The sequence below is a fragment of the Atribacter laminatus genome (assembly GCF_015775515.1).
GTDB lineage: Bacteria > Atribacterota > Atribacteria > Atribacterales > Atribacteraceae > Atribacter > Atribacter laminatus.
On sequence record NZ_CP065383.1, the window covers coordinates 1,872,721 to 1,891,256 of the forward strand.

16 protein-coding genes are annotated in these 18,536 nt (G+C 37.6%); 13 read left to right on the plus strand and 3 right to left on the minus strand.

The window, feature by feature from the left end:
• Window positions 1–48: 48 nt before the first annotated feature.
• Both RT761_RS08500 and RT761_RS08505 read right to left on the minus strand, forming a co-directional pair.
• Complete coding sequence (locus tag RT761_RS08500; protein WP_218110994.1) at window positions 49–1,065, minus strand: sugar ABC transporter substrate-binding protein; 1,017 nt, start codon at window positions 1,063–1,065, stop codon at window positions 49–51.
• 66 nt (window positions 1,066–1,131) lie between these two features.
• Window positions 1,132–2,100 carry an ABC transporter permease gene (locus tag RT761_RS08505; protein ID WP_218110995.1) on the minus strand — a complete coding sequence of 323 codons (969 nt, stop codon included), beginning with the start codon at window positions 2,098–2,100 and terminating at the stop codon, window positions 1,132–1,134.
• 687 nt (window positions 2,101–2,787) lie between these two features.
• Here RT761_RS08505 and RT761_RS08510 point away from each other — a divergent pair.
• The 5 genes from RT761_RS08510 (at window position 2,788) to RT761_RS08530 (ending at window position 9,421) form a co-directional block, all read left to right on the plus strand.
• Window positions 2,788–4,326, plus strand: coding sequence for a xylulokinase (locus tag RT761_RS08510; RefSeq protein ID WP_218110996.1), 1,539 nt, complete (start codon window positions 2,788–2,790; stop codon window positions 4,324–4,326).
• A 46-nt stretch (window positions 4,327–4,372) separates the two neighbouring features.
• Window positions 4,373–5,050 (plus strand): deoxyribose-phosphate aldolase, encoded by a 678-nt coding sequence (deoC, locus tag RT761_RS08515; RefSeq protein WP_218110997.1) that lies wholly within the window; start codon window positions 4,373–4,375, stop codon window positions 5,048–5,050.
• Window positions 5,051–5,169: 119 nt separating this feature from the next.
• Entirely contained in the window at window positions 5,170–5,727 is a 558-nt protein-coding gene (hxlB, locus tag RT761_RS08520) for a 6-phospho-3-hexuloisomerase (protein WP_218110998.1), read from the plus strand.
• A 296-nt stretch (window positions 5,728–6,023) separates the two neighbouring features.
• Complete coding sequence (locus RT761_RS08525; protein WP_218110999.1) at window positions 6,024–8,216, plus strand: bifunctional alpha,alpha-trehalose-phosphate synthase (UDP-forming)/trehalose-phosphatase; 2,193 nt, start codon at window positions 6,024–6,026, stop codon at window positions 8,214–8,216.
• Window positions 8,213–9,421 (plus strand): glycosyltransferase, encoded by a 1,209-nt coding sequence (locus RT761_RS08530; protein ID WP_218111000.1) that lies wholly within the window; start codon window positions 8,213–8,215, stop codon window positions 9,419–9,421. Before RT761_RS08525 ends, RT761_RS08530 begins: the two co-directional genes overlap by 4 nt.
• A 17-nt stretch (window positions 9,422–9,438) precedes the next feature.
• Here the strand turns inward: RT761_RS08530 and RT761_RS08535 are convergent, their stop codons facing one another.
• Window positions 9,439–10,665, minus strand: coding sequence for a hypothetical protein (locus RT761_RS08535; RefSeq protein ID WP_218111001.1), 1,227 nt, complete (start codon window positions 10,663–10,665; stop codon window positions 9,439–9,441).
• Window positions 10,666–10,856: 191 nt separating this feature from the next.
• On the opposite strand from RT761_RS08535, the gene RT761_RS08540 reads away from it, so the two are divergent.
• From RT761_RS08540 to RT761_RS08575, 8 genes are all read left to right on the plus strand, one after another.
• Window positions 10,857–11,867, plus strand: a complete 1,011-nt coding sequence (locus tag RT761_RS08540; protein WP_218111002.1) for a substrate-binding domain-containing protein — start codon at window positions 10,857–10,859, stop codon at window positions 11,865–11,867.
• A gap of 77 nt (window positions 11,868–11,944) precedes the next feature.
• Window positions 11,945–12,844 carry an acetamidase/formamidase family protein gene (locus RT761_RS08545; protein ID WP_218111003.1) on the plus strand — a complete coding sequence of 300 codons (900 nt, stop codon included), beginning with the start codon at window positions 11,945–11,947 and terminating at the stop codon, window positions 12,842–12,844.
• 14 nt (window positions 12,845–12,858) lie between these two features.
• Window positions 12,859–14,370 carry a sugar ABC transporter ATP-binding protein gene (locus RT761_RS08550; protein ID WP_218111004.1) on the plus strand — a complete coding sequence of 504 codons (1,512 nt, stop codon included), beginning with the start codon at window positions 12,859–12,861 and terminating at the stop codon, window positions 14,368–14,370.
• A gap of 29 nt (window positions 14,371–14,399) precedes the next feature.
• Complete coding sequence (locus RT761_RS08555; RefSeq protein WP_218111005.1) at window positions 14,400–15,476, plus strand: ABC transporter permease; 1,077 nt, start codon at window positions 14,400–14,402, stop codon at window positions 15,474–15,476.
• A 33-nt stretch (window positions 15,477–15,509) separates the two neighbouring features.
• Window positions 15,510–16,145: a GntR family transcriptional regulator gene (locus RT761_RS08560; protein WP_218111006.1), complete on the plus strand. Its 636-nt coding sequence runs from the start codon at window positions 15,510–15,512 to the stop codon at window positions 16,143–16,145.
• Window positions 16,146–16,189: 44 nt separating this feature from the next.
• A complete protein-coding gene (locus RT761_RS08565) occupies window positions 16,190–17,152 on the plus strand; it encodes a sugar phosphate isomerase/epimerase family protein (RefSeq protein WP_218111007.1) in 963 nt (320 codons plus the stop codon).
• Between the two features lie 11 nt (window positions 17,153–17,163).
• Window positions 17,164–18,021 carry a sugar phosphate isomerase/epimerase family protein gene (locus tag RT761_RS08570; RefSeq protein WP_218111008.1) on the plus strand — a complete coding sequence of 286 codons (858 nt, stop codon included), beginning with the start codon at window positions 17,164–17,166 and terminating at the stop codon, window positions 18,019–18,021.
• Window positions 18,022–18,026: 5 nt separating this feature from the next.
• Entirely contained in the window at window positions 18,027–18,428 is a 402-nt protein-coding gene (locus RT761_RS08575; RefSeq protein WP_218111009.1) for a cupin domain-containing protein, read from the plus strand.
• The last annotated feature ends 108 nt before the right edge of the window (window positions 18,429–18,536 follow it).

The window sequence follows — 18,536 nt, forward strand, 5'->3', positions numbered from 1 at the left end:
TAACAAGGCGGTTTTTACCGCCTTGTTACTTTAATCAATATGATTCATTTATTGCGGGATCTTCTCGTTCACATTTTCTGGAGTAGCAACATCCCCTTCGAAAAAGTTAATTTCTTCTGGAACAATACCAGCGACGATCTGATTGAAAGCCGAAATCACTGGTGCATACCCTTGGTTGAAAGGATCCTGATCGAGGCAGGCAGTGACTTCACCCGACCGAATATAAGCAACAGTTTCTTCCATCCAGTCATGGCACACCAATTTCAATTTCCCAGTCAATCCAGCATCCTTAATGGCTTTGGCTGCTCCAAAAGGACCACCGGCAGTGACATAGATACCTTTCAAATCAGGATTAGAAGTAATCAAGTTCTGGGTAACGTTATAGGCTTCCTCAGCTTTATCTTGGTTTTCAAATTCTCCCACCAGAACCATCTTCTCGTTTTTGTCGATGACATCTCGAGCACCAGTTCTTCTCAATTCATGGCCCAACACATTAAAGGAGCCAGTTATGATGGCATATTTTCCTTCTCCATCCATGGCATCCATTAAGAGCTGACCGCACTTTTGACCACCGGCAAAACCGTCTTGGCCCCAGTAAGCGATTCTCTTTGACTCCATGCCGGGCTCAGTGTTAAAAGAGTATACTTTAACTCCGGCATCCATGGCTTTATCTACCACTGGTTGAAGAGCTTCGGAAAGACCGAAGAGGGTGACAGCATCATATTGGGCGGTAATGACATTCTGCATGGCATCTTCAAACTTTTTGGGATCAAAGTCTGGAACCGAGATCCAATCGACTCGGCAGTTCCGGTCTTTTAAAACTTCCTTGGCGAAGAGAGTCCCCTTCATAACTGCCATTCCAAAAGGATTGTTCTGCACCATAATAGTGGCAATGCGCAAGGGTTTTTCAGATACTTGGTCAACAGGTAATACATAGAGTGACGCACCGGCTGGAGCTTTGAGTTCAGCTGCCGGAACAAAGTCTGCAGCAAAAACGATTCCGGTAAACAATGAAGCACAGAAAATTCCAAGCAGTGCTATTAATAATAGCTTTGTTTTTGACATAATCTTACCTCCTCAAGGGTTTTTATATTTTAATAGCATAAGCTATTAAAACCAATGAAAATACGGTTAAGCTGTTCCTTTTCTTCTTAAGCTATCTATTGAAACAGCTCCAATTATTACTACTCCGATTACCACGGTTTGCCAGTAACCAGGAACAGCCAATAGGACAAAAGCATTTTTTAGAACTCCCATTAATGCTGCACCTACTATAACCCCCAAAGGATTTCCTTCTCCTCCGGACATACTAATACCACCAATAACCGCGGCAGCGATAACATCTAATTCATATCCATTCCCGTAAAAAGCATCTGCTCCTTCAAGCTGACCCATGAGAATAAGGCCACATATTCCGGCTAAAAAACCAGTTATGGTGAAAACCATGATTTTTACTTTTTCGACTTGGATACCGGAAAGTTTGGCAGCTTTTTCACTGTTACCTACTGCATAAACATTTCTCCCAGGAACAGTATTATTAGCAAATATGTAACCAATTGCTACGATTATTAGCATAACTAAAACCGAAACTGGTACATTTCGAATATAACCGCCTCCAAATACCGATATCCAAGTTGGATTATAGTGAATAGGAACTCCCATAGTAATGAGAAGCGAAAAACCTCTGGTTATACTCATCATACCCAAAGTTGCAACAAAAGCCGGAAGGCCTATTTTACTAACCAGTAAGCCATTGGATAAACCAACCACAGCACCCATTCCCAGAATTGCAATGAGCGTTAATAAAGGAGAGGCTCCGGATTTCGCAACCATAGCACCAAAACATGCAGTAAAACCTACTAAAGATCCCACCGAAAGGTCAATCCCACCAGTAATGATGATAAGAGCTTGTCCAACAGCCAATATGGCTATGAGTGAAAATTGTCGGAAAACATTTACGATGTTTCTTGCGGTTAAAAAGTACGGACTGGCAATGGATAGCCAAACGCAGATTGCTAATAGAGCAAACAAAACGCTAATTTCCGGTCTCCCCAATATAGCCTTGATATTATTATTGAATGAAGTATTTTTAGAACTCATAGTTCTCCCCTAGGTACATTAGATTTTTTATTTCATCAGATTATCTAAACTATGGTACAACAAAAAAATGGCATGATTATTAGACTTTAGTCCATTCTTTTGCGGAGCAACCAAGGAGCCCCGAATCGATATGGTAAAATGTTTGAGATTCAAAACATAATTCTGAGTAAGTCAATTAATTTTCATTGAAAATCTGGTTATTTTTTGATGTTTTATAGTGAGATGATCGTAAGATTGAAGAAGGGGACGAAAAAAGAGCACACCTATATATCGGGATAAAACTGAAGAAATTATGAATAGAGAAAACAGAAGCTTATTAGGAAAAACGAAGTTAAATAGAAAAATAGGACTTAAAAAAAATGAAACTAACCATTTTTTAGAAAGAGTATCAGGAAAATGATAACTCATCGTTGTTCTTTCAATGGTTTTGCTTCCCTTCAAGTAATTCACAAGAGATTCTTGCCCCCCTCAGAAGACCATTAATCAAACAACTTTTTAAAAAACTTTATATTACAATTTATAGATGAAGTAAGAAAGCTTTCTTTATTATAATTCCCGGAGTTAAAAAGTCAATCAGATAATGATGATTATTGTCCCGACTATCTTGCTATAGCTTCTAATTCACATTATTCTTGATAGAATATCTTAAACATTTTATTATTTTGAAATTTCTTAGAGGATGGAAAAATGGCTAAACATATCATTGTTTGGGATTTAGGAACCGGAGGAAACAAGGCTTCTTTATACGATGAAGAAGGGAACTGCCTGGCAGGAGTATTTGTTCCTTATGATACGATTTATCCTGCCCACGGGTGGCATGAACAAAAACCAAATGATTGGTGGAAAGCAATCGTTCAAAGCACCAGGCAATTACTAGATAAAACCAATGTTAAAAAGGAAGAAGTATACTGCTGCAGTATTTCAGGCCATAGTTTGGGCGCAGTTCCCTTAGATAAAAAGGGAAATCTATTGAGAGAACAGACGCCGATTTGGTCCGATGGTCGAGCAGTAAAACAAGCACAAAAATTTTTTGATGGTTTTGATGAAATAAGATGGTATTCGATAACCGGAAATGGTTTTCCACCCCAATTATATTCTTTGTTTAAAATATTGTGGTATAGGGATGAAGAGCTGGAAGTATTTAAAAAAATAGATAAAGTAATTGGAACGAAAGATTATATTAATTTTAAATTAACTGACAGAGTTACAACTGATTTTTCTTATGCTTCCGGATCGGGAGTGTATGACCTAAAAAATTGGAACTATTCCGAAGAACTTATAGAAGCCAGTGGGCTCTCTGCTTCAATTTTCCCCGAAATAGTTCAATCAACCGAAATTATCGGTCAAATTAGACCAGATCCAGCAGAAGAACTTGGTTTGCACTCCAGTGTTTATGTGGTATCGGGTGGGGTGGATAATTCTTGCATGGCCCTTGGTTCAAAAGCCTTTAAGGAAGGTAGAGCATATAATTCTTTGGGTTCTTCTTCCTGGATTGCCGTCTCTTCTCGTTATCCCTTACTCGATCCAATTGCCCGTCCCTATGTCTTTGCTCATGTCGTTCCTGGTTTTTTCGCTTCAGCTTTGGCGATTATTTCAGCAGGTTCAAGTTTCCGGTGGTTAAGAGATCACATTACCATTGATCTAAAAAACCAGGCTAATAATCAGGGGGTAGATGTTTATGAATTGATGACTGCAGAAGCTTCTCAATCGAAGGTTGGTTCTCACAAACTATTATTTAATCCCAGTCTAGGCGGTGGAATGCCTATTGATAAAAGTATCCATATTCGTGGGGCTTTTGTCGGAATTGATTTAGCCCATACCCGAGCTGATATGATTCGAGCAGCGATGGAAGGCATTGCTCTTGGGTTAAAATGTTGTCTGGATAAACTTGAAGAGATGACGAGTTTGAGCAATGAAATGTTATTGGTCGGTGGAGGGAGTAAGAGCAAGCTCTGGCGTCAAATCTATGCTGATGTATACAATATGAAAGTCAGTAAAACTAATATCGATGAACAGGCAGCGGCATTAGGGGCTGCTGCCTGTGCAGCAGTTGGAACTGGCTTATGGAAGAGTTTCGAGAGGATCGATGAATTGCATGATCTTGTAGAAAGTATTACTCCTATTCCCGAGAATGTAGAGAAGTACCAAAAGATTTATGAGGTATATAAGAGAGTTTCAAATAGTTTATCGGACATTGGCGATGAAATGGGAAAGCTGGTTATTTAGTTATAAATCATAAAAATCATAATTTAGAAAAGAGGCATTATTTTAAATGAAAATTCATCCGAAAGAATTGGTTAAAATGATTGATGTCAGTATGTTGCAGTCGGTGAATACTGAAACCGATATTCAATATTTAATTGAAAAGACTAAGAAATACCAATTTATTTGTGCTTTTGCTTTACCTTGTTACTCTCAAACTTTGGTGGAAGCTTTTAAAGATGAAGATATAATGGTTGGAGCACCAATAGGCTTCCCAACCGGAGCTGAGTTAACCAAAGTGAAGGTATTCCAAGCAAAAACTCTTTATGATATTGGATGTGACGAGTTTGACATGGTTATGAATGTCGGATGGCTTAAATCAAAACAGTTCGGAAAAGTAGCAAAGGATATTCAAGCCGTTTATCAAACAATAGTGGAAAAACCATTGAAAGTCATTGTCGAAGCTATGTATCTTACTGATGATGAGCTAACTGATGCCTGTAAAATTGTTATGAACAGTGGAGCTGAATTTATAAAAACCGGGACTGGTTGGGCATCGAAACCAACAGAAATTCGACACGTTGAAATAATGGCTAAAGCTATTCAAGGAAGAATAAAAATGAAAGCCGCTGGTGGTATTAGAGACTACGAAACTCTTTGTAAAATGCATGATATGGGTGTTTCACGATTTGGAGTAAGTTTGAGTTCGGGAATCAAGATTGTTGAAGAAGCGAATTCAGAGCAGTAATAATTTTATTTAAAAAAAATCCGGATGATTCTCTCTATTTATTAATAAACCGCGAACTCTTTTGAAATTTATTGCTTTTCCTTAATTTATAGTTACCACTATTAAAAGGGGTGAAAAAGATGATAATTCGAGAATTAGCTGCAACTGTTGTGAATGAGTTGAAACAGGTTTTTGAGAGATTAAATGAGGATGAAGTGGAAAAATTTACTCAAGCAATTGTTGATGCCAAACGGGTATTTTTGGTTGGTGGAGGGAGAGAAGGATTATCTTTAAGAGCTTTTGCTATGAGGTTAACCCATCTTGGCAAAATTGCTCACTGGATTTGGGATGATACAACACCGGCTATAGGTGAAAGAGATTTATTGGTTGCCACTTCTGGAGGCGGAAATGTTCCCCATATTCATCATATTGTTGTGGAATCAAAGAAAGCAGGAGCCAAAATTGCCATTGTAACTGGTAATCCCAGTCGAGAAACCCCCAAGCTGGCAGATCTTATTCTCATGGTTCCGGCTTCGGTTTATCGAGGAGGACTTAACACTGTTCCTTCCATTCAACCCATGGGATGTCTCTTTGAGCAGTCTCTTTATATAGTCTTTGATTTGATAGTCCTCATCCTTGCTGATAAGATGAAAGTTAGCCGAGAAGAAATGGAAAAACGTCATCGAAATGTTGAATAAAAAGTAAAATTGCTTTGATCAATGATTAGCGATCAGTGGAAAATTTCACTTTTATCATCCCCTGGTCTTGAAAGAAGGCAAGGTTAGGGGAGGTATTATTTTTCAAATAATTCAATCTATGGTATATTTTATTATATGATACGAAGGTTAAAGAGATTTTCTATTGATTTTTATGGTGAAGGATTTTCGTTCTTTTCAGTCATAGCTCACTATACCCTTTAATTATATCGTAGAAAAAACTGCTCATTTCTTTCGTGTTCATTCCAAACCAAGACTGAATGATAAGGAGGTAGAAAATGCCTCGATTAGTGATTATTTCTAACCGATTGCCGATTAGTATTCAGAAAAAACCTGGAGGTAGTATTGAATATCAAAGAAGCGCTGGGGGACTAGCCACCGGCCTTGGTTCTTTTTACAAAAATTATGAAAGTTTATGGATAGGCTGGCCAGGCATAGTCCGTGAAGGTTTAAAATTAGAAGAGACCAAACTGGTTAAGGATTCTTTAAAAGAAGAAAAATGTTACCCAGTCTTTATGGGAAGAAGAGATATTGATTGGTATTATAATGGATTCTGTAATCGAACCATTTGGCCTTTGTTCCATTACTTTCCTACATATGTAAAGTATGATAATGAATATTGGGAAACGTATAAAAAAGTCAACAAGATATTTTTCGATACCGTTGCGGACATTCTTCAGCCGGACGACTTGGTCTGGATTCATGACTATCAACTGATGCTTCTTCCTAATTTGATACGTGAAATGTATCCTGAAATCGTTATTGGCTTTTTTCTCCATATCCCATTCCCTTCTTATGAATTATTTCGCTTGCTTCCCTGGAGAAATGAAATATTAATGGGTTTTCTTGGGTCTAACTTAATTGGTTTTCATACCTATGACTATGCTCGGCATTTTCAATCCAGTGTTCGGCAATTATTGGGATTGGATTCTTTATTAGGACAAATTAATGTGAATGGAAGAATTGTAAAAGTGGATGCCTTTCCCATGGGTATTGATTATCATTTTTACTCGCAAGCGAGTAAAAATAAGGAAATTATTAATGAAAGTGATAAATTGAAAGAAAAATTTGGCAATCGTAAAATCGTTATTTCGGTTGACCGATTGGATTATACCAAAGGAATAATAAAACGATTAAAAGCCATTGATCTCTTTTTGGAAAAAAATCCTGAATATGAAAAGAAATTCACCTTGGTACTGGTGGTGGTTCCATCGAGAATCGGGACTAAGAATTACTTTCTTTTAAAAAAGCAAATTGATGAAATGGTTGGCTATATAAACGGAAAATATGGTTCAATTGATTGGATACCCATTTGGTATCTCTACCGGCAATTACCGCTCATGAATCTCACAGCTCTTTATAACATCGCTGATGTTGCATTGGTAACGCCATTGCGAGATGGTATGAACTTGGTTGCTAAAGAATATTTAGCGACGAAAGCTGAGAGGAAGGGGGTTTTAATTCTTAGTGAAATGGCCGGAGCAGCTCGAGAATTAGGAGAAGCCATTATCGTCAATCCAAACGATGTAGAAGCAATTGTTGAGGCCATAAAAAAAGCATTCTTGCTTTCTGCAGAAGAACAGGTTGAGATGAATCGAACCATGAACCACCGCTTGTCACGTTATACGATCGAAAAATGGGCGAAAGAATTTCTGGATAATTTAATCAAGGCAAGAGACACCCAGCTAGAATATTCGACAAAAAAACTGACTAAAACCATTCGAAATCGTATTCAGAATGAATATATCTCTGCTCACCAACGCCTATTGTTGTTAGATTATGACGGAACACTGGTTTCTTTTGCTGACGCTCCTCGAAAAGCGAAACCCGATGAAAAGCTCCTTCATTTATTGGAAAAATTGACCAGAGACCAAAGAAACCAGGTGGTGATAATCAGCGGGAGAAAGAAAGAAACCTTAGAATCCTGGTTTGATTTTTCCAGATTGATATTGGTTGCTGAACATGGCGCTTGGATTAAGAGAATCCCAGATGATTGGCAAACTATTGAACCTTTGTCGAACCAATGGAAAGAACAGATACGTCCACTTATGGAACATTATGTCGACTGGACACCCGGTTCATTTTTGGAAGAAAAAGACTTTTCATTGGTATGGCACTATCGGAAAGCTGATCCAAACTTAGCCGATGTTCGGACAAAAGAATTGGAAAATGCTTTGCTGGATTTGATTGCCAATCTTAATTTAGGAGTTTTAAGAGGGAACAAGATTGTCGAAGTTAAAAATGTGTCCATCAATAAAGGTCGAATAGCGAGCTTATTGTTAAACGATTATCCTTCTGATTTTATCCTGGCTATCGGTGATGATTATACCGATGAAGATATATTCACGATGTTACCTGAAACTGCCCATTCAATAAAAGTGGGAATTGGATCGACATATGCCAATTACAGCATTCAAACACCGGGAGATGTTCGGCAACTCCTTCTGGAAATAACGGAGGTGACTAAATGAAGAGATTAGAAGATTATCAAGAAATTGTAGGAGATGAAGTAATATTTCGAATTCATAACAAAATGACGAAATTGTATGGAAAACATGTCGTGCATGTCAACTCGACCTATCAGGGTGGTGGGGTGGCTGAAATGTTATCTTCTCTAGTCCCTTTGATGAATGATATTGGCCTTGATGCTGGATGGAGAATTTTACATGGGAACCCTGATTTTTTTGGAATTACTAAAAAATTTCATAATGCGCTTCAAGGTGACCCTCTTCACTTTACACACATTAAAAGGGATTTATATGTTAATAATAATGAAGATTTTTCACAGTTTACTCACCTTGATCATGATGCCTGCATTATTCACGACCCCCAACCTTTGCCCTTGGTTCGTTTTTATAAAAAAAGACAACCGTGGATTTGGAGATGTCATATTGATTTGACTGATCCCAATCAGCGTCTTTGGAATTTCCTTAAAAGTTTTATATTAAAGTATGACTTAGTAATTGTTTCGAATGAAAAGTATCTCAGAAAAGATCTTCCAGTTAAACAGATTATCATCCCACCAGCCATTGATCCCCTTTCACCAAAAAACAAACCACTCACTGAATATACCATCCAAAAAACTATGAAGAAATTTAGAGTTCCCCTCAATAAACCTATCATTACTCAAATTTCTCGTTTTGATAAATGGAAAGATCCTGAGGGAGTCATAGACATTTATCGAGAGGTCCGAAAGGCAATTGATTGCCGTCTGGTTTTGTGTGGAAGCATGGCTAGCGATGATCCCGAAGGATATAAGATTTATTCAAAAATTATGAAAAAACATGATGCTCTCATAAAAAAGCGAGAACTAATCCTGCTTACCACCGAAAACAGTATTCTGGTTAATGCCTTACAGAGACAAGCGAATGTGGTCATTCAAAAATCAACTCGCGAAGGTTTTGGACTGACTGTTACCGAAGCTCTTTGGAAAGGAAAACCGGTAATTGCTTCCAATATTGGAGGTATACCTTTACAGATTCAAGACGGAGAAAGTGGTTTTCTCATCGATCCTCAAGACAAAAAAGGAACTGTCGAGAAAGTCATTTCTCTCCTTAAAAACCCTGAAATGGGAATAGAAATGGGAGAAAAAGGGAAGGAACACGTACGAAAAAATTTTCTTATAGTCAGATTATTAGAAAATTATCTCGACCTCCTAGCTGAAGTAATCAAATAAAGAAAAGTACTTTTTCTTTAATCGTTTATTCGAATGAGTAGTGGTAGAGTTTTGGTGACGGTGGCTTGGAAGGCTCCTAAGAGCCAAATATCGTTTTCAACTTGTAGAAATTGAACTGGGCTTTCGTCATTTAAAGTTCCCAGGCATTTATTTTCCAAAATATTACCATCTCGGTCCAGTTGAATGACCCAGATATCCCAACCGCCTTGGTTATTAAGGATGTCTCCATCTTTTGATTCGGTCATTCCTGCTATCCAAATGGTTTCTTGTTCATCATATAAAACAGTTATTCCAATATCCCGATATTGGCCTCCCAGTCGCCGTAACCATTTTATATTTCCATCAATATGGTATTTTAAAATGATCAGATCACTCTTCCCTTTTGGAAGTCCCCAGTCGTTATTATCTGAGTCAGTTGTTCCAATTATTAAAAAATGATCATCATCAATTTTTTCGATATCATTTACTAGATCTGAGCCTGAACCATTCATGATGGTTTTTTCGTTGATCACTCGGCCGAAATTATTAAGCCCAACCATCTGTATATTCCATCTCTCACCAGGAAACCAGGTGTTATAGACCACGTAGAAAAGCTGGCCAATTTTTATCATTTGTCCCATAACATTATCTTGTTGATTACCAATTTCCGTGGTCCAAATATTCTCTCCGTTGAAACCAAGACAATCTAATCTTATCTGCCAATCATTCCTTGTCTTTAGTCCTTGCGATAGAGTAGTATGGGTTCCGCTTAGGAGAAGGATTTCTTTAGCCTGCTGATTGATTAGTAGACTATTATTAAAAGTCAAATCAATGTTTTTCAAAGTGGCAATGTTTAGAATTTCGCGGTCAAAATTGGTTGAGAGAGTTACAACTTGGGTATCGGGCAAGGGATTTTTTTCATCATTCATAGAGGGTGTGGATACGAAGATCAGCTTTCCCGGGTTCCAGTAAGCTGCTTTTGAAATGAGCCCAATGGTAGACTGATCAATCACTTTCTCTTCAATAAGCTCTCCATCCTTTGAAAAAAACCAAAAATGATTAAACCTTTTACCAATCTCATCTTCGGCAATCCCAATGAGGATAATTTTTTGCTCGGTTTCATCCCAAACTAAATTTACAGGAGTGATGCTGGGAAAGGATTGAGAAGATTGAATTGATAAGTATTTAGCAAAAGATAATGATGAAAATAAAAAAGGAATTAGAAAGCCTGTCAATACCATTCTAAAAAGTTTTCTTGGAAACATGAGACCTTCCTCCTGATAATTTATAACTAAGAATTTAATTCAATTTTGAGATGATAATAGCATATATGTAAAAAGTTAATTTTTTCTTGACAAATCAATTCATTCCTATATACTCTAAAGGTACACTGTATACTGTATACAAAGAATTATAATACAGGATACAGTAAAAAAACCAGTAAGGGGGGTTCGTAGTGAAATTAAAAGTTTTGTTCATGATATGTGTTTTAGTCTTTAGTTTGGTATTTGCTTCAACACTTCCAGTTTTTTCCCAAGAAAAAGAGCAGTATTACTGGATAGCCAGTGTTTCAACCCTTCCGCTTTTTTTAACCCATGATTATCCAGCGTTAAAGGAAGAAGCCGACCGGGTAGGTGCTGAGATTCATTTCATGGGACCGCAAAACATTGATATTGAAATGCAAAACAATGTCCTCCAGCAAGTCATGGCTAAAAATCCAGATGGAATACTTTTTATGCCTTTTGGAGAAGGTCACAATACCGTTATTGACCAGGTTTTAGCTCAGGGAGTGCCTCTGGTTTGCATTGACGGTGATGCACCAAATACCAACAGAATTTGTTATTCCGGAACCGACTGGGAAGAATTGGGAAGATTTCAGGCAAGACTCATGGCTGAACTCATTGGAGAAAAAGGGAAAGTAATGTTGAGTGCCGTTATTCCAAACGATAATACCTTAAAAGCACGGAACGGTATTGAGAAAGAAATGGAGAAATATCCAAACATTGAAATTGTTGGTCTCCAAAACGACCAAGGTTCAGTTATCGAAGCGGCCAGGCTCACTGCCGAAGCCATTCAAGCTAACCCAGAAATTAATGGATTCATTGGCATCAATGCCTCGAGTGGTCCGGGTATTGCCCGAGCTATTGAGGAAGCAGGAAAAGTTGGAGAAATCAAAGTGGTTTGCGTTGACAATACACCTGACATTATTGAAGCAGTTAAAAAGCAAACCATCCAAGCTGCCGTAGTTCAAAAGCGGGAAGCCTTCGAAATTTGGGGATTCCGAGTTCTTTATGAATACAATCACCCCAGCACACCAATCTTGCAGAAATATAAAGATATGGGTTTCCCCATGGTGCCGAAATTGATTATGACCGGTGTTTTGGTTATGACTCCCGATAATGTCGATCAAATGATTGATGTTTTGGATTACCAAGAACAAGTCTATAAGGATATGGGATTAATGTAAGAGGAAACAAAAGGGGCGAAACCTCTTTACGCCCCTTTTGTTTTAATTATTAAAATTTGAGGAGGGAAAACAGGAGAATGTTCCACGTTATTCCAAAGTCTTACCGAACCTTTCGTTTTTCATCACATTTTCAGCCAACTATAATTGTTTCACCGGGAGATTATCTTCTTTTTCATACTCAAGATGCTCATAATGGAACCATTGACATATCTCAACCATGGACTGATGTGCCTTTTCCTGAGCTTGATCAAGATAGTGGGAATCCGGTGACGGGGTTAGTTTCAGTTAAAAATGCGTTGATTGGAAAATTGCTTCGGGTAAAAATTTTACAAATCATTCCTGATCCGGTTGGGATATTGCCGGTGAGGTCATATATGGGAATAATGCGCAATGTGGTTTCAGACCGTTTAGCACGAACTGTAAAATACCAAGATAAAAAGATATGGATTTCTCAGGAATTAGCACTTCCCGCTCGACCAATGGTTGGAACCATTGGCATTGCGCCAGAAAAGGGTGAGATTCCGACTATTACAGCTGGTTCCCATGGTGGAAACATGGATGATAACTTGGTTGATGAACATGCTGAGGTTTTCTTTCCCATCCAACAGCAAGGGGCATTGCTCGGTTTAGGAGATGTACATGCTGCCATGGGAGAAGGTGAGCTCACTGGTGGAGGGGTCGATATTTCTGCCCAAGTATTAGTTCAAGTTGATGTTGTTGATTCTTTCTTTCCATCAAAAAACCCGGTTATCATAAGAAAAGGGATGGTTAGTACTCATGGGTTTGGTAAGGACTATTCAGAAGCGGCTAAGATAGCCTCAGAAGAAATGGCCCAACTTTTAATATACCAATTAAAATTATCCAAATATGAGGCAGTCCTCCTTATGGCAGCTCGGGGTGATTTAGGGCTTTGCCAGGCTTGCTTGTCCGATTCGTCAGCTACCGGAGTGAGAATGACTTTCCCAATCCTATGGTAAGAGGAGGTTTATCTTTGAAAGAAGCCATTTTAGAGATGAAGAGTATTACCAAGGCTTTTCCTGGCGTTATTGCTCTTGATTCAGTGAATTTTTCTGTATTTCCTGGGGAAATTCATGCTTTAGTTGGTAAGAATGGAGCCGGAAAAAGCACACTTATATCAATCATTTCCGGAGTATATGGTCCAGATAAGGGTGAATTATTTGTTGATGGATCGAAGGTTTCATATTCCCATTTGCATAATCTACCAATATCTACGGTATACCAGGAAAGTACTGTTTTTCCAAATCTATCAATTGCTGATAATGTTTTTGCCGGTGATGAACCTATCAATCATTTATCTTTAGTTTCAAATCAAACCAAAATTGGAGAAACTAAAAAGCTTTTAGAAATTTTCCAGTTGAATTTCGATCCTTTGACCTTGGTAACCCAACTCTCCCCAGCTGAAAAAAAATTAGTGGAAATTCTTCGAGCATTGCAAAAAAAGAGTCGAATTATGATTTTGGATGAACCAACTGCTGCGTTAACTTTGTCGGAAACCAAAAAACTTTTTCAACTCCTTCATAATTTAAAAAAATCTGAAATTGGAATTATCTATATTTCTCACCGCTTGGAAGAAATATTCGAAGTAGCCGATAGGGTTACAGTTCTTCGAGATGGAGTTTGGCAAGGAACTGAATATATCAATCAAATTGACATGCCACGTTTAATTACGATGATGGTAGGAAAAAAGAAGGAATTAATTGAGGAGGTAAAAAAAGACGAGGTAGAAGTTAGAACCAAGGGTGAAGTGCTTTGTGAAGTTAAAAATTTAACTCACTATTATCGAAAATTTAAAAATGTAAATTTTCAAGTTCGAAAAAACGAAATTTTAGGTTTAGCTGGTTTAATTGGAGCAGGAAAGACCGAATTGGCCAAAGCGATTTTTGGCCAAGAAAGATTGGAAACCGGGGAAATTGAACTTGAAGGGGAAAAGATTTCTATTCATAGCCCCTTAGATGCGATTCACTATGGAATTGTTTATATTACTGAAAACAGGAAAGAAGAAGGATTGTTTTTAGATACTTCAATTAAAAATAATATTGTTGCTCCGGATTTAACTACAGTAGCAAACAATCTGGGTTTTATAAGTGATCATAAGATTAATCAAATATCCAATCAGGTCATTCAGCAATTTAATATTAAAGCTTATGACGCCGATCAAATTACCAATACCTTAAGTGGTGGAAATCAACAGAAAGTCCTCCTGGGGTTATGGCTTCATCTCAAACCAAAAGTATTGTTGGTAGATGAACCGACTGTAGGAATTGACGTTGAATCAAAAACTGAAATTTACAAACTTCTCAGAAAAATAGCCGACTCTGGAGTGGCTGTTATCATGATATCTTCTGAAATTAAGGAGTTGCTGAATAACTCTGATCGAATCATCACCATGTATAAAGGAACCATCATTGAAGAATTTATTGCTTCACAAGTGAGTGAAAAGGAACTTCTGGCATCGATTTCCGGGATTTCCAATCGAGAATAGAGAAGGTATCTTTTAAAAGGGGGTTTATTATGTCCAATCGGATTAAGCAAGATGAAAATTCTCGTACTTCAAAAGAGAAAATGATACCAGAGCAGAAATCGTCGGGAACAAAGGGATCTTTCTCAATTCCTGAAGAATCGATTTTAACAAAACTTTTAACCCGACGAGAAATAATTCTCATCATCTGCATCGGAATTATAGTTATTTTTGTTCCATTCTTTAATAAGAACTTTTTAACCTTCTCAAATTTAAAGATATTGCTCCTTAGCAACTCAACGGTTGCAATTATGGCTCTTGGAATTGGTATGCTCCTTATAATGGGAGAAATTGATTTAAGTATTGGAGCCAATATGGCTTTGTCGGGAGTTTTGGCGGCTATTTTTATGCAAACCTATGGCTATAGTGTGCCAGTATCCATCGGAATTGCTTTGATTGCAACCCTTTTGGTAGGGTTAGTTAATGGACTTTTGGTTGTAAAGGTTGGTATTAATTTTCTGATTACAACCTTAGCTATCCAAGGCATTATTCGAGGAACCGTCATCATTTTGGCGGAAGGAGGAGTAGCTTTCCTTCCCCCGGCTTTTAATAAGATTGGCCAAAACACATTACTAGGATTTCAACTGCCGGTTTGGTTTATGTTTATACTAGTCTTATTTTTTGGTTTGATGGTTGCGAAACATCGATTTTTCCGTCAGCTCTATTTCATCGGTGGAAATATTAAGGCAGCTCGTTTGGTAGGAATATCCACTGACAAAACTCGGATGATTGTCTATCTTTTATCAAGCCTACTAGCTGGAATGGCGGGTATTCTCAATACTGCCCGTTTTGGTTCTGCTTTTCCTTCTGCAGGAACCGGTGCTGAGATGAGCTGTATTTCAGCAGCAGTGTTGGGAGGATGTAGTCTTTCCGGCGGACAAGGAAATATGTTCGGAGTATTTCTGGGTGTTATTTTTATTGGTCTTTTGTCCAATGTGTTAGTCATGTTGAATGTTTCAACCTATTGGCATCAGATTATTAATGGCATGGTTCTTATTGCTGCCATAACCTTTGATATTGTGATGCAGAAGGTTAGAAAAGAAAAACAAAGGAAAATGTTATTACAATAAAGTGTCGTCGAAAGTCGAAGGGAGACTTGTAACTTGGCGCTTATAAAAAAAGACCTTTTTGAAGAAGCTTATACCATCATTAAAGAAATGATCATGGAGGGAAATTTAAAACCGGGAGAAAGATTGGTTCAAGAGCAAATTGCCCGAAATTTGGGCATTAGCCGAACCCCAGTCATGCATGCATTAAGAATTCTTGAGACAGAAGGATTATTAACCGCAAACCCTCGAACCAAAGTGATGCAGGTTCGTGATCTCTCTCAGGAAGAATTGGTGACGATATTTGAAATACGATTATGTATTGAACCTTTAGCAACACGATATGCCTGTCAAGTTATTACTGATGAAGCTGTTGAAGAATTAGAAAAGAATTTTACCGCAGCATTTAAAAACAAGAATGAAAAAGAATATCGTCGTTTAGATAACAAATTACATACCTATATTTCAGAAATCTGTCCTAATCGCGACTTAAGAGACTTTACCATTCGATCCGGTTTAATTTCCAGATTTCTCATCAAGGGACTTATTCGTCCACCCCGGGAAACCTATTATGAGCATCTCCAAGTATTGGAAGCATTTCGTAAAAAGCAACCACAAGAAGCCGAAAAAGCAATGAGAGAACATATCAAAATTACTTTAGCTTATATTCAAAGAAGCGGAAAAGAAGAATAGTCGGGAAGTTCTTTTCTGAACTGAATATTAGAGGGGGTTTAATCATGACATTACAATTTGCAACTATTACAGGTTTTTTTGGACAACTCAAAGATCGTTTTAAATTTTACCATGAGACAAAAATTTTGGAAGAAAAGTTGAGCTTAATCAGCCAGGTGGAAGGAAATCAGGGAGTTGAACTGATCTATCCTTATGATTTTAAAGATAAATATCAGACTAAAACTCAGCTTGAAAAAAATAGATTAATTGGAGCAGCGGTTAATGTCGACATTAAAGGCGAGATGGTCTGGAATCAACGATCTCTTACTGCGCTCTCAGCAGAGACACGGAAGAAGGCTTTCGATTATATTGCTCAAGGAGCTGAAATGTCTCGTTTTTTGGGTGCAAATTTAGTCACTGTTTGTCCCCTTCAAGATGGTTATGACTATCACTTTGAAGTTAATTATGAAAGAAGTTGGCAGTATCTTATTGATGGATTAAAAGAAGTAGCCCAATCTTATCCCGATGTAAAAATAAGTATAGAGTATAAATTCCAAGAACCACTCTCCCATTATTTGGTGGGCACAGCTTTCAATGCTCTTTATGTTTGTCTCAAGGCTAATGTTCCTAACCTGGGCGTGACTCTCGATTTTGGACATGCCTTGCAGGCGGGAGAAAATCCGGCTGAAACCATGACAATCTTAGCACGAGAAAATAAACTGTTTCATGTCCATATTAATGATAATGATGGGAAGTGGGACTGGGACCTCATATCCGGGAGTAGGAATTTAATGTCCTATCTTGAATTTCTTTACATAATGAAAAAAATTGATTATCGAGGATGGATTGCTTTAGATGTCACTCCAAGACACCGTAATCCAATTGAAATATTTTCTACGAGCATTTATATCACCAAAAAATTAGCCAAGCTGGCTGAGAGGTTAGATGAATTTCCGCTCCAAGAATCGATGGAAAAGGATTCTCCCCAACTGATTATCAGAAAAATTTATGATGAACTTATTAAATGAAAGGATATCTTATGGACTGGCCAATAGTGGTTGGATTAGTGAATTATCAAGGATACGGTATTGATCAGGTTTTTAGAAATTTGTATGGTCTTGGTGCTGAGTATGTTGAAGTTGATTATATTAAAACACCCTTGGGAGTTGTCAATGAGTATGGCCTTACTCATTTAAACGAAAGCGATCTTCAAAAACCAAAGGATTTTTTTCAACTACTGAATCAGTATCAACTCAAAGCTCTCACCTTCAGTGGGCATGTAAAATTATCCATAGAAGAAGATGTGGAATTATTTCTCAAAAAAATGGAATTTGCCAAGAAAATTGGAGTGAAATACATTACCACTGGAGAAGGTCCAGCTGAAAAAAGACAAGAAATTTTTAAGCATATCCGGTGGATTGAAAAGAAAGCGCGAGAACTGGATTTATTGGTTTGTCTTGAAACCGAAATGTCCAATACCTTGATTACTCGAGGTACTGAAGGGATTCCGATTATTAATGAAATAGCCTCACCCTATATTAAAATGACTTATGACACTGGGAATATTTACTACGCTCAGAAAGGAAATATTGATATAATCGAAGATTTAAGGAGTGCTATTGATTACATCGAGGTCATTCATTTTAAAGATCCATATATTATTGATGGAACAATCCAGTTTGGTGAGATAGGAAAAGGAGAAATCAACTTTTTCGAGTTGGCAAAAATAATGAAGGCAAAGGGTCGGATAATACCGATCACTATTGAAATTCCCTATTTTTTCCAAAGTAATCAATGGGGTCCATTTGAAGTATCAGAAAAAATTCTTCCGATTGAGGATGTTAATCGTTTATTAAGCAAGTCAATAGGTTTTATTCAGGATCTATTTAAGGAGTAACCGATATGAAAATCAAAAAAAGCCATGAACTGAATGGAATACAAGTTTCTAAACCCTTTAGCAGAGAAGTCCGAGTGATATTTTCACCAGATGTTGATGAAGGGTGTGGATGTAATCTCATTCGAGCGACCATTTATCCTTTCAGCAAAACTGATTATCGTCCGAGGGATCGAGTTGAAATTGTCTTTATTGTATCGGGGAAGGGGATATTTGTTTGTAACGATAAGAAATATCCCATCGAGAGTGAAACAGCACTCTACATCGAAAAGGGCGATAAGATACAGATAATCAATACCGAAAGCCAAAATCTCAATCTGATTTCTTTCTATACCAACCCCTATAATTCCTATGACCTTTATCAAAAACTTCTTAGTGCTGCTGAAAGAGCTCAAAGAGAAGTTGATTAAATAAAACGTCTAGCGGCAGCTTCTTTATAAGTTCTACTTTAAGATGCCTCATTGAAAATTGAGTGTTCACTCTTTTTTTATTGCCAAGAAAAAACAGATGTTCCTATA

Bases quoted from the DNA above. Each gene is read 5' to 3' on its own strand.
- RT761_RS08500 (WP_218110994.1), bottom strand. From the start codon at position 1,065: ATGTCAAAAACAAAGCTATTATTAATAGCACTGCTTGGAATTTTCTGT.
- RT761_RS08505 (WP_218110995.1), bottom strand. From the start codon at position 2,100: ATGAGTTCTAAAAATACTTCATTCAATAATAATATCAAGGCTATATTG.
- RT761_RS08510 (WP_218110996.1), top strand. From the start codon at position 2,788: ATGGCTAAACATATCATTGTTTGGGATTTAGGAACCGGAGGAAACAAG.
- deoC (WP_218110997.1), top strand. From the start codon at position 4,373: ATGAAAATTCATCCGAAAGAATTGGTTAAAATGATTGATGTCAGTATG.
- hxlB (WP_218110998.1), top strand. From the start codon at position 5,170: ATGATAATTCGAGAATTAGCTGCAACTGTTGTGAATGAGTTGAAACAG.
- RT761_RS08525 (WP_218110999.1), top strand. From the start codon at position 6,024: ATGCCTCGATTAGTGATTATTTCTAACCGATTGCCGATTAGTATTCAG.
- RT761_RS08530 (WP_218111000.1), top strand. From the start codon at position 8,213: ATGAAGAGATTAGAAGATTATCAAGAAATTGTAGGAGATGAAGTAATA.
- RT761_RS08535 (WP_218111001.1), bottom strand. From the start codon at position 10,665: ATGTTTCCAAGAAAACTTTTTAGAATGGTATTGACAGGCTTTCTAATT.
- RT761_RS08545 (WP_218111003.1), top strand. From the start codon at position 11,945: ATGTTCCACGTTATTCCAAAGTCTTACCGAACCTTTCGTTTTTCATCA.
- RT761_RS08555 (WP_218111005.1), top strand. From the start codon at position 14,400: ATGTCCAATCGGATTAAGCAAGATGAAAATTCTCGTACTTCAAAAGAG.
- RT761_RS08565 (WP_218111007.1), top strand. From the start codon at position 16,190: ATGACATTACAATTTGCAACTATTACAGGTTTTTTTGGACAACTCAAA.
- RT761_RS08570 (WP_218111008.1), top strand. From the start codon at position 17,164: ATGGACTGGCCAATAGTGGTTGGATTAGTGAATTATCAAGGATACGGT.
- RT761_RS08575 (WP_218111009.1), top strand. From the start codon at position 18,027: ATGAAAATCAAAAAAAGCCATGAACTGAATGGAATACAAGTTTCTAAA.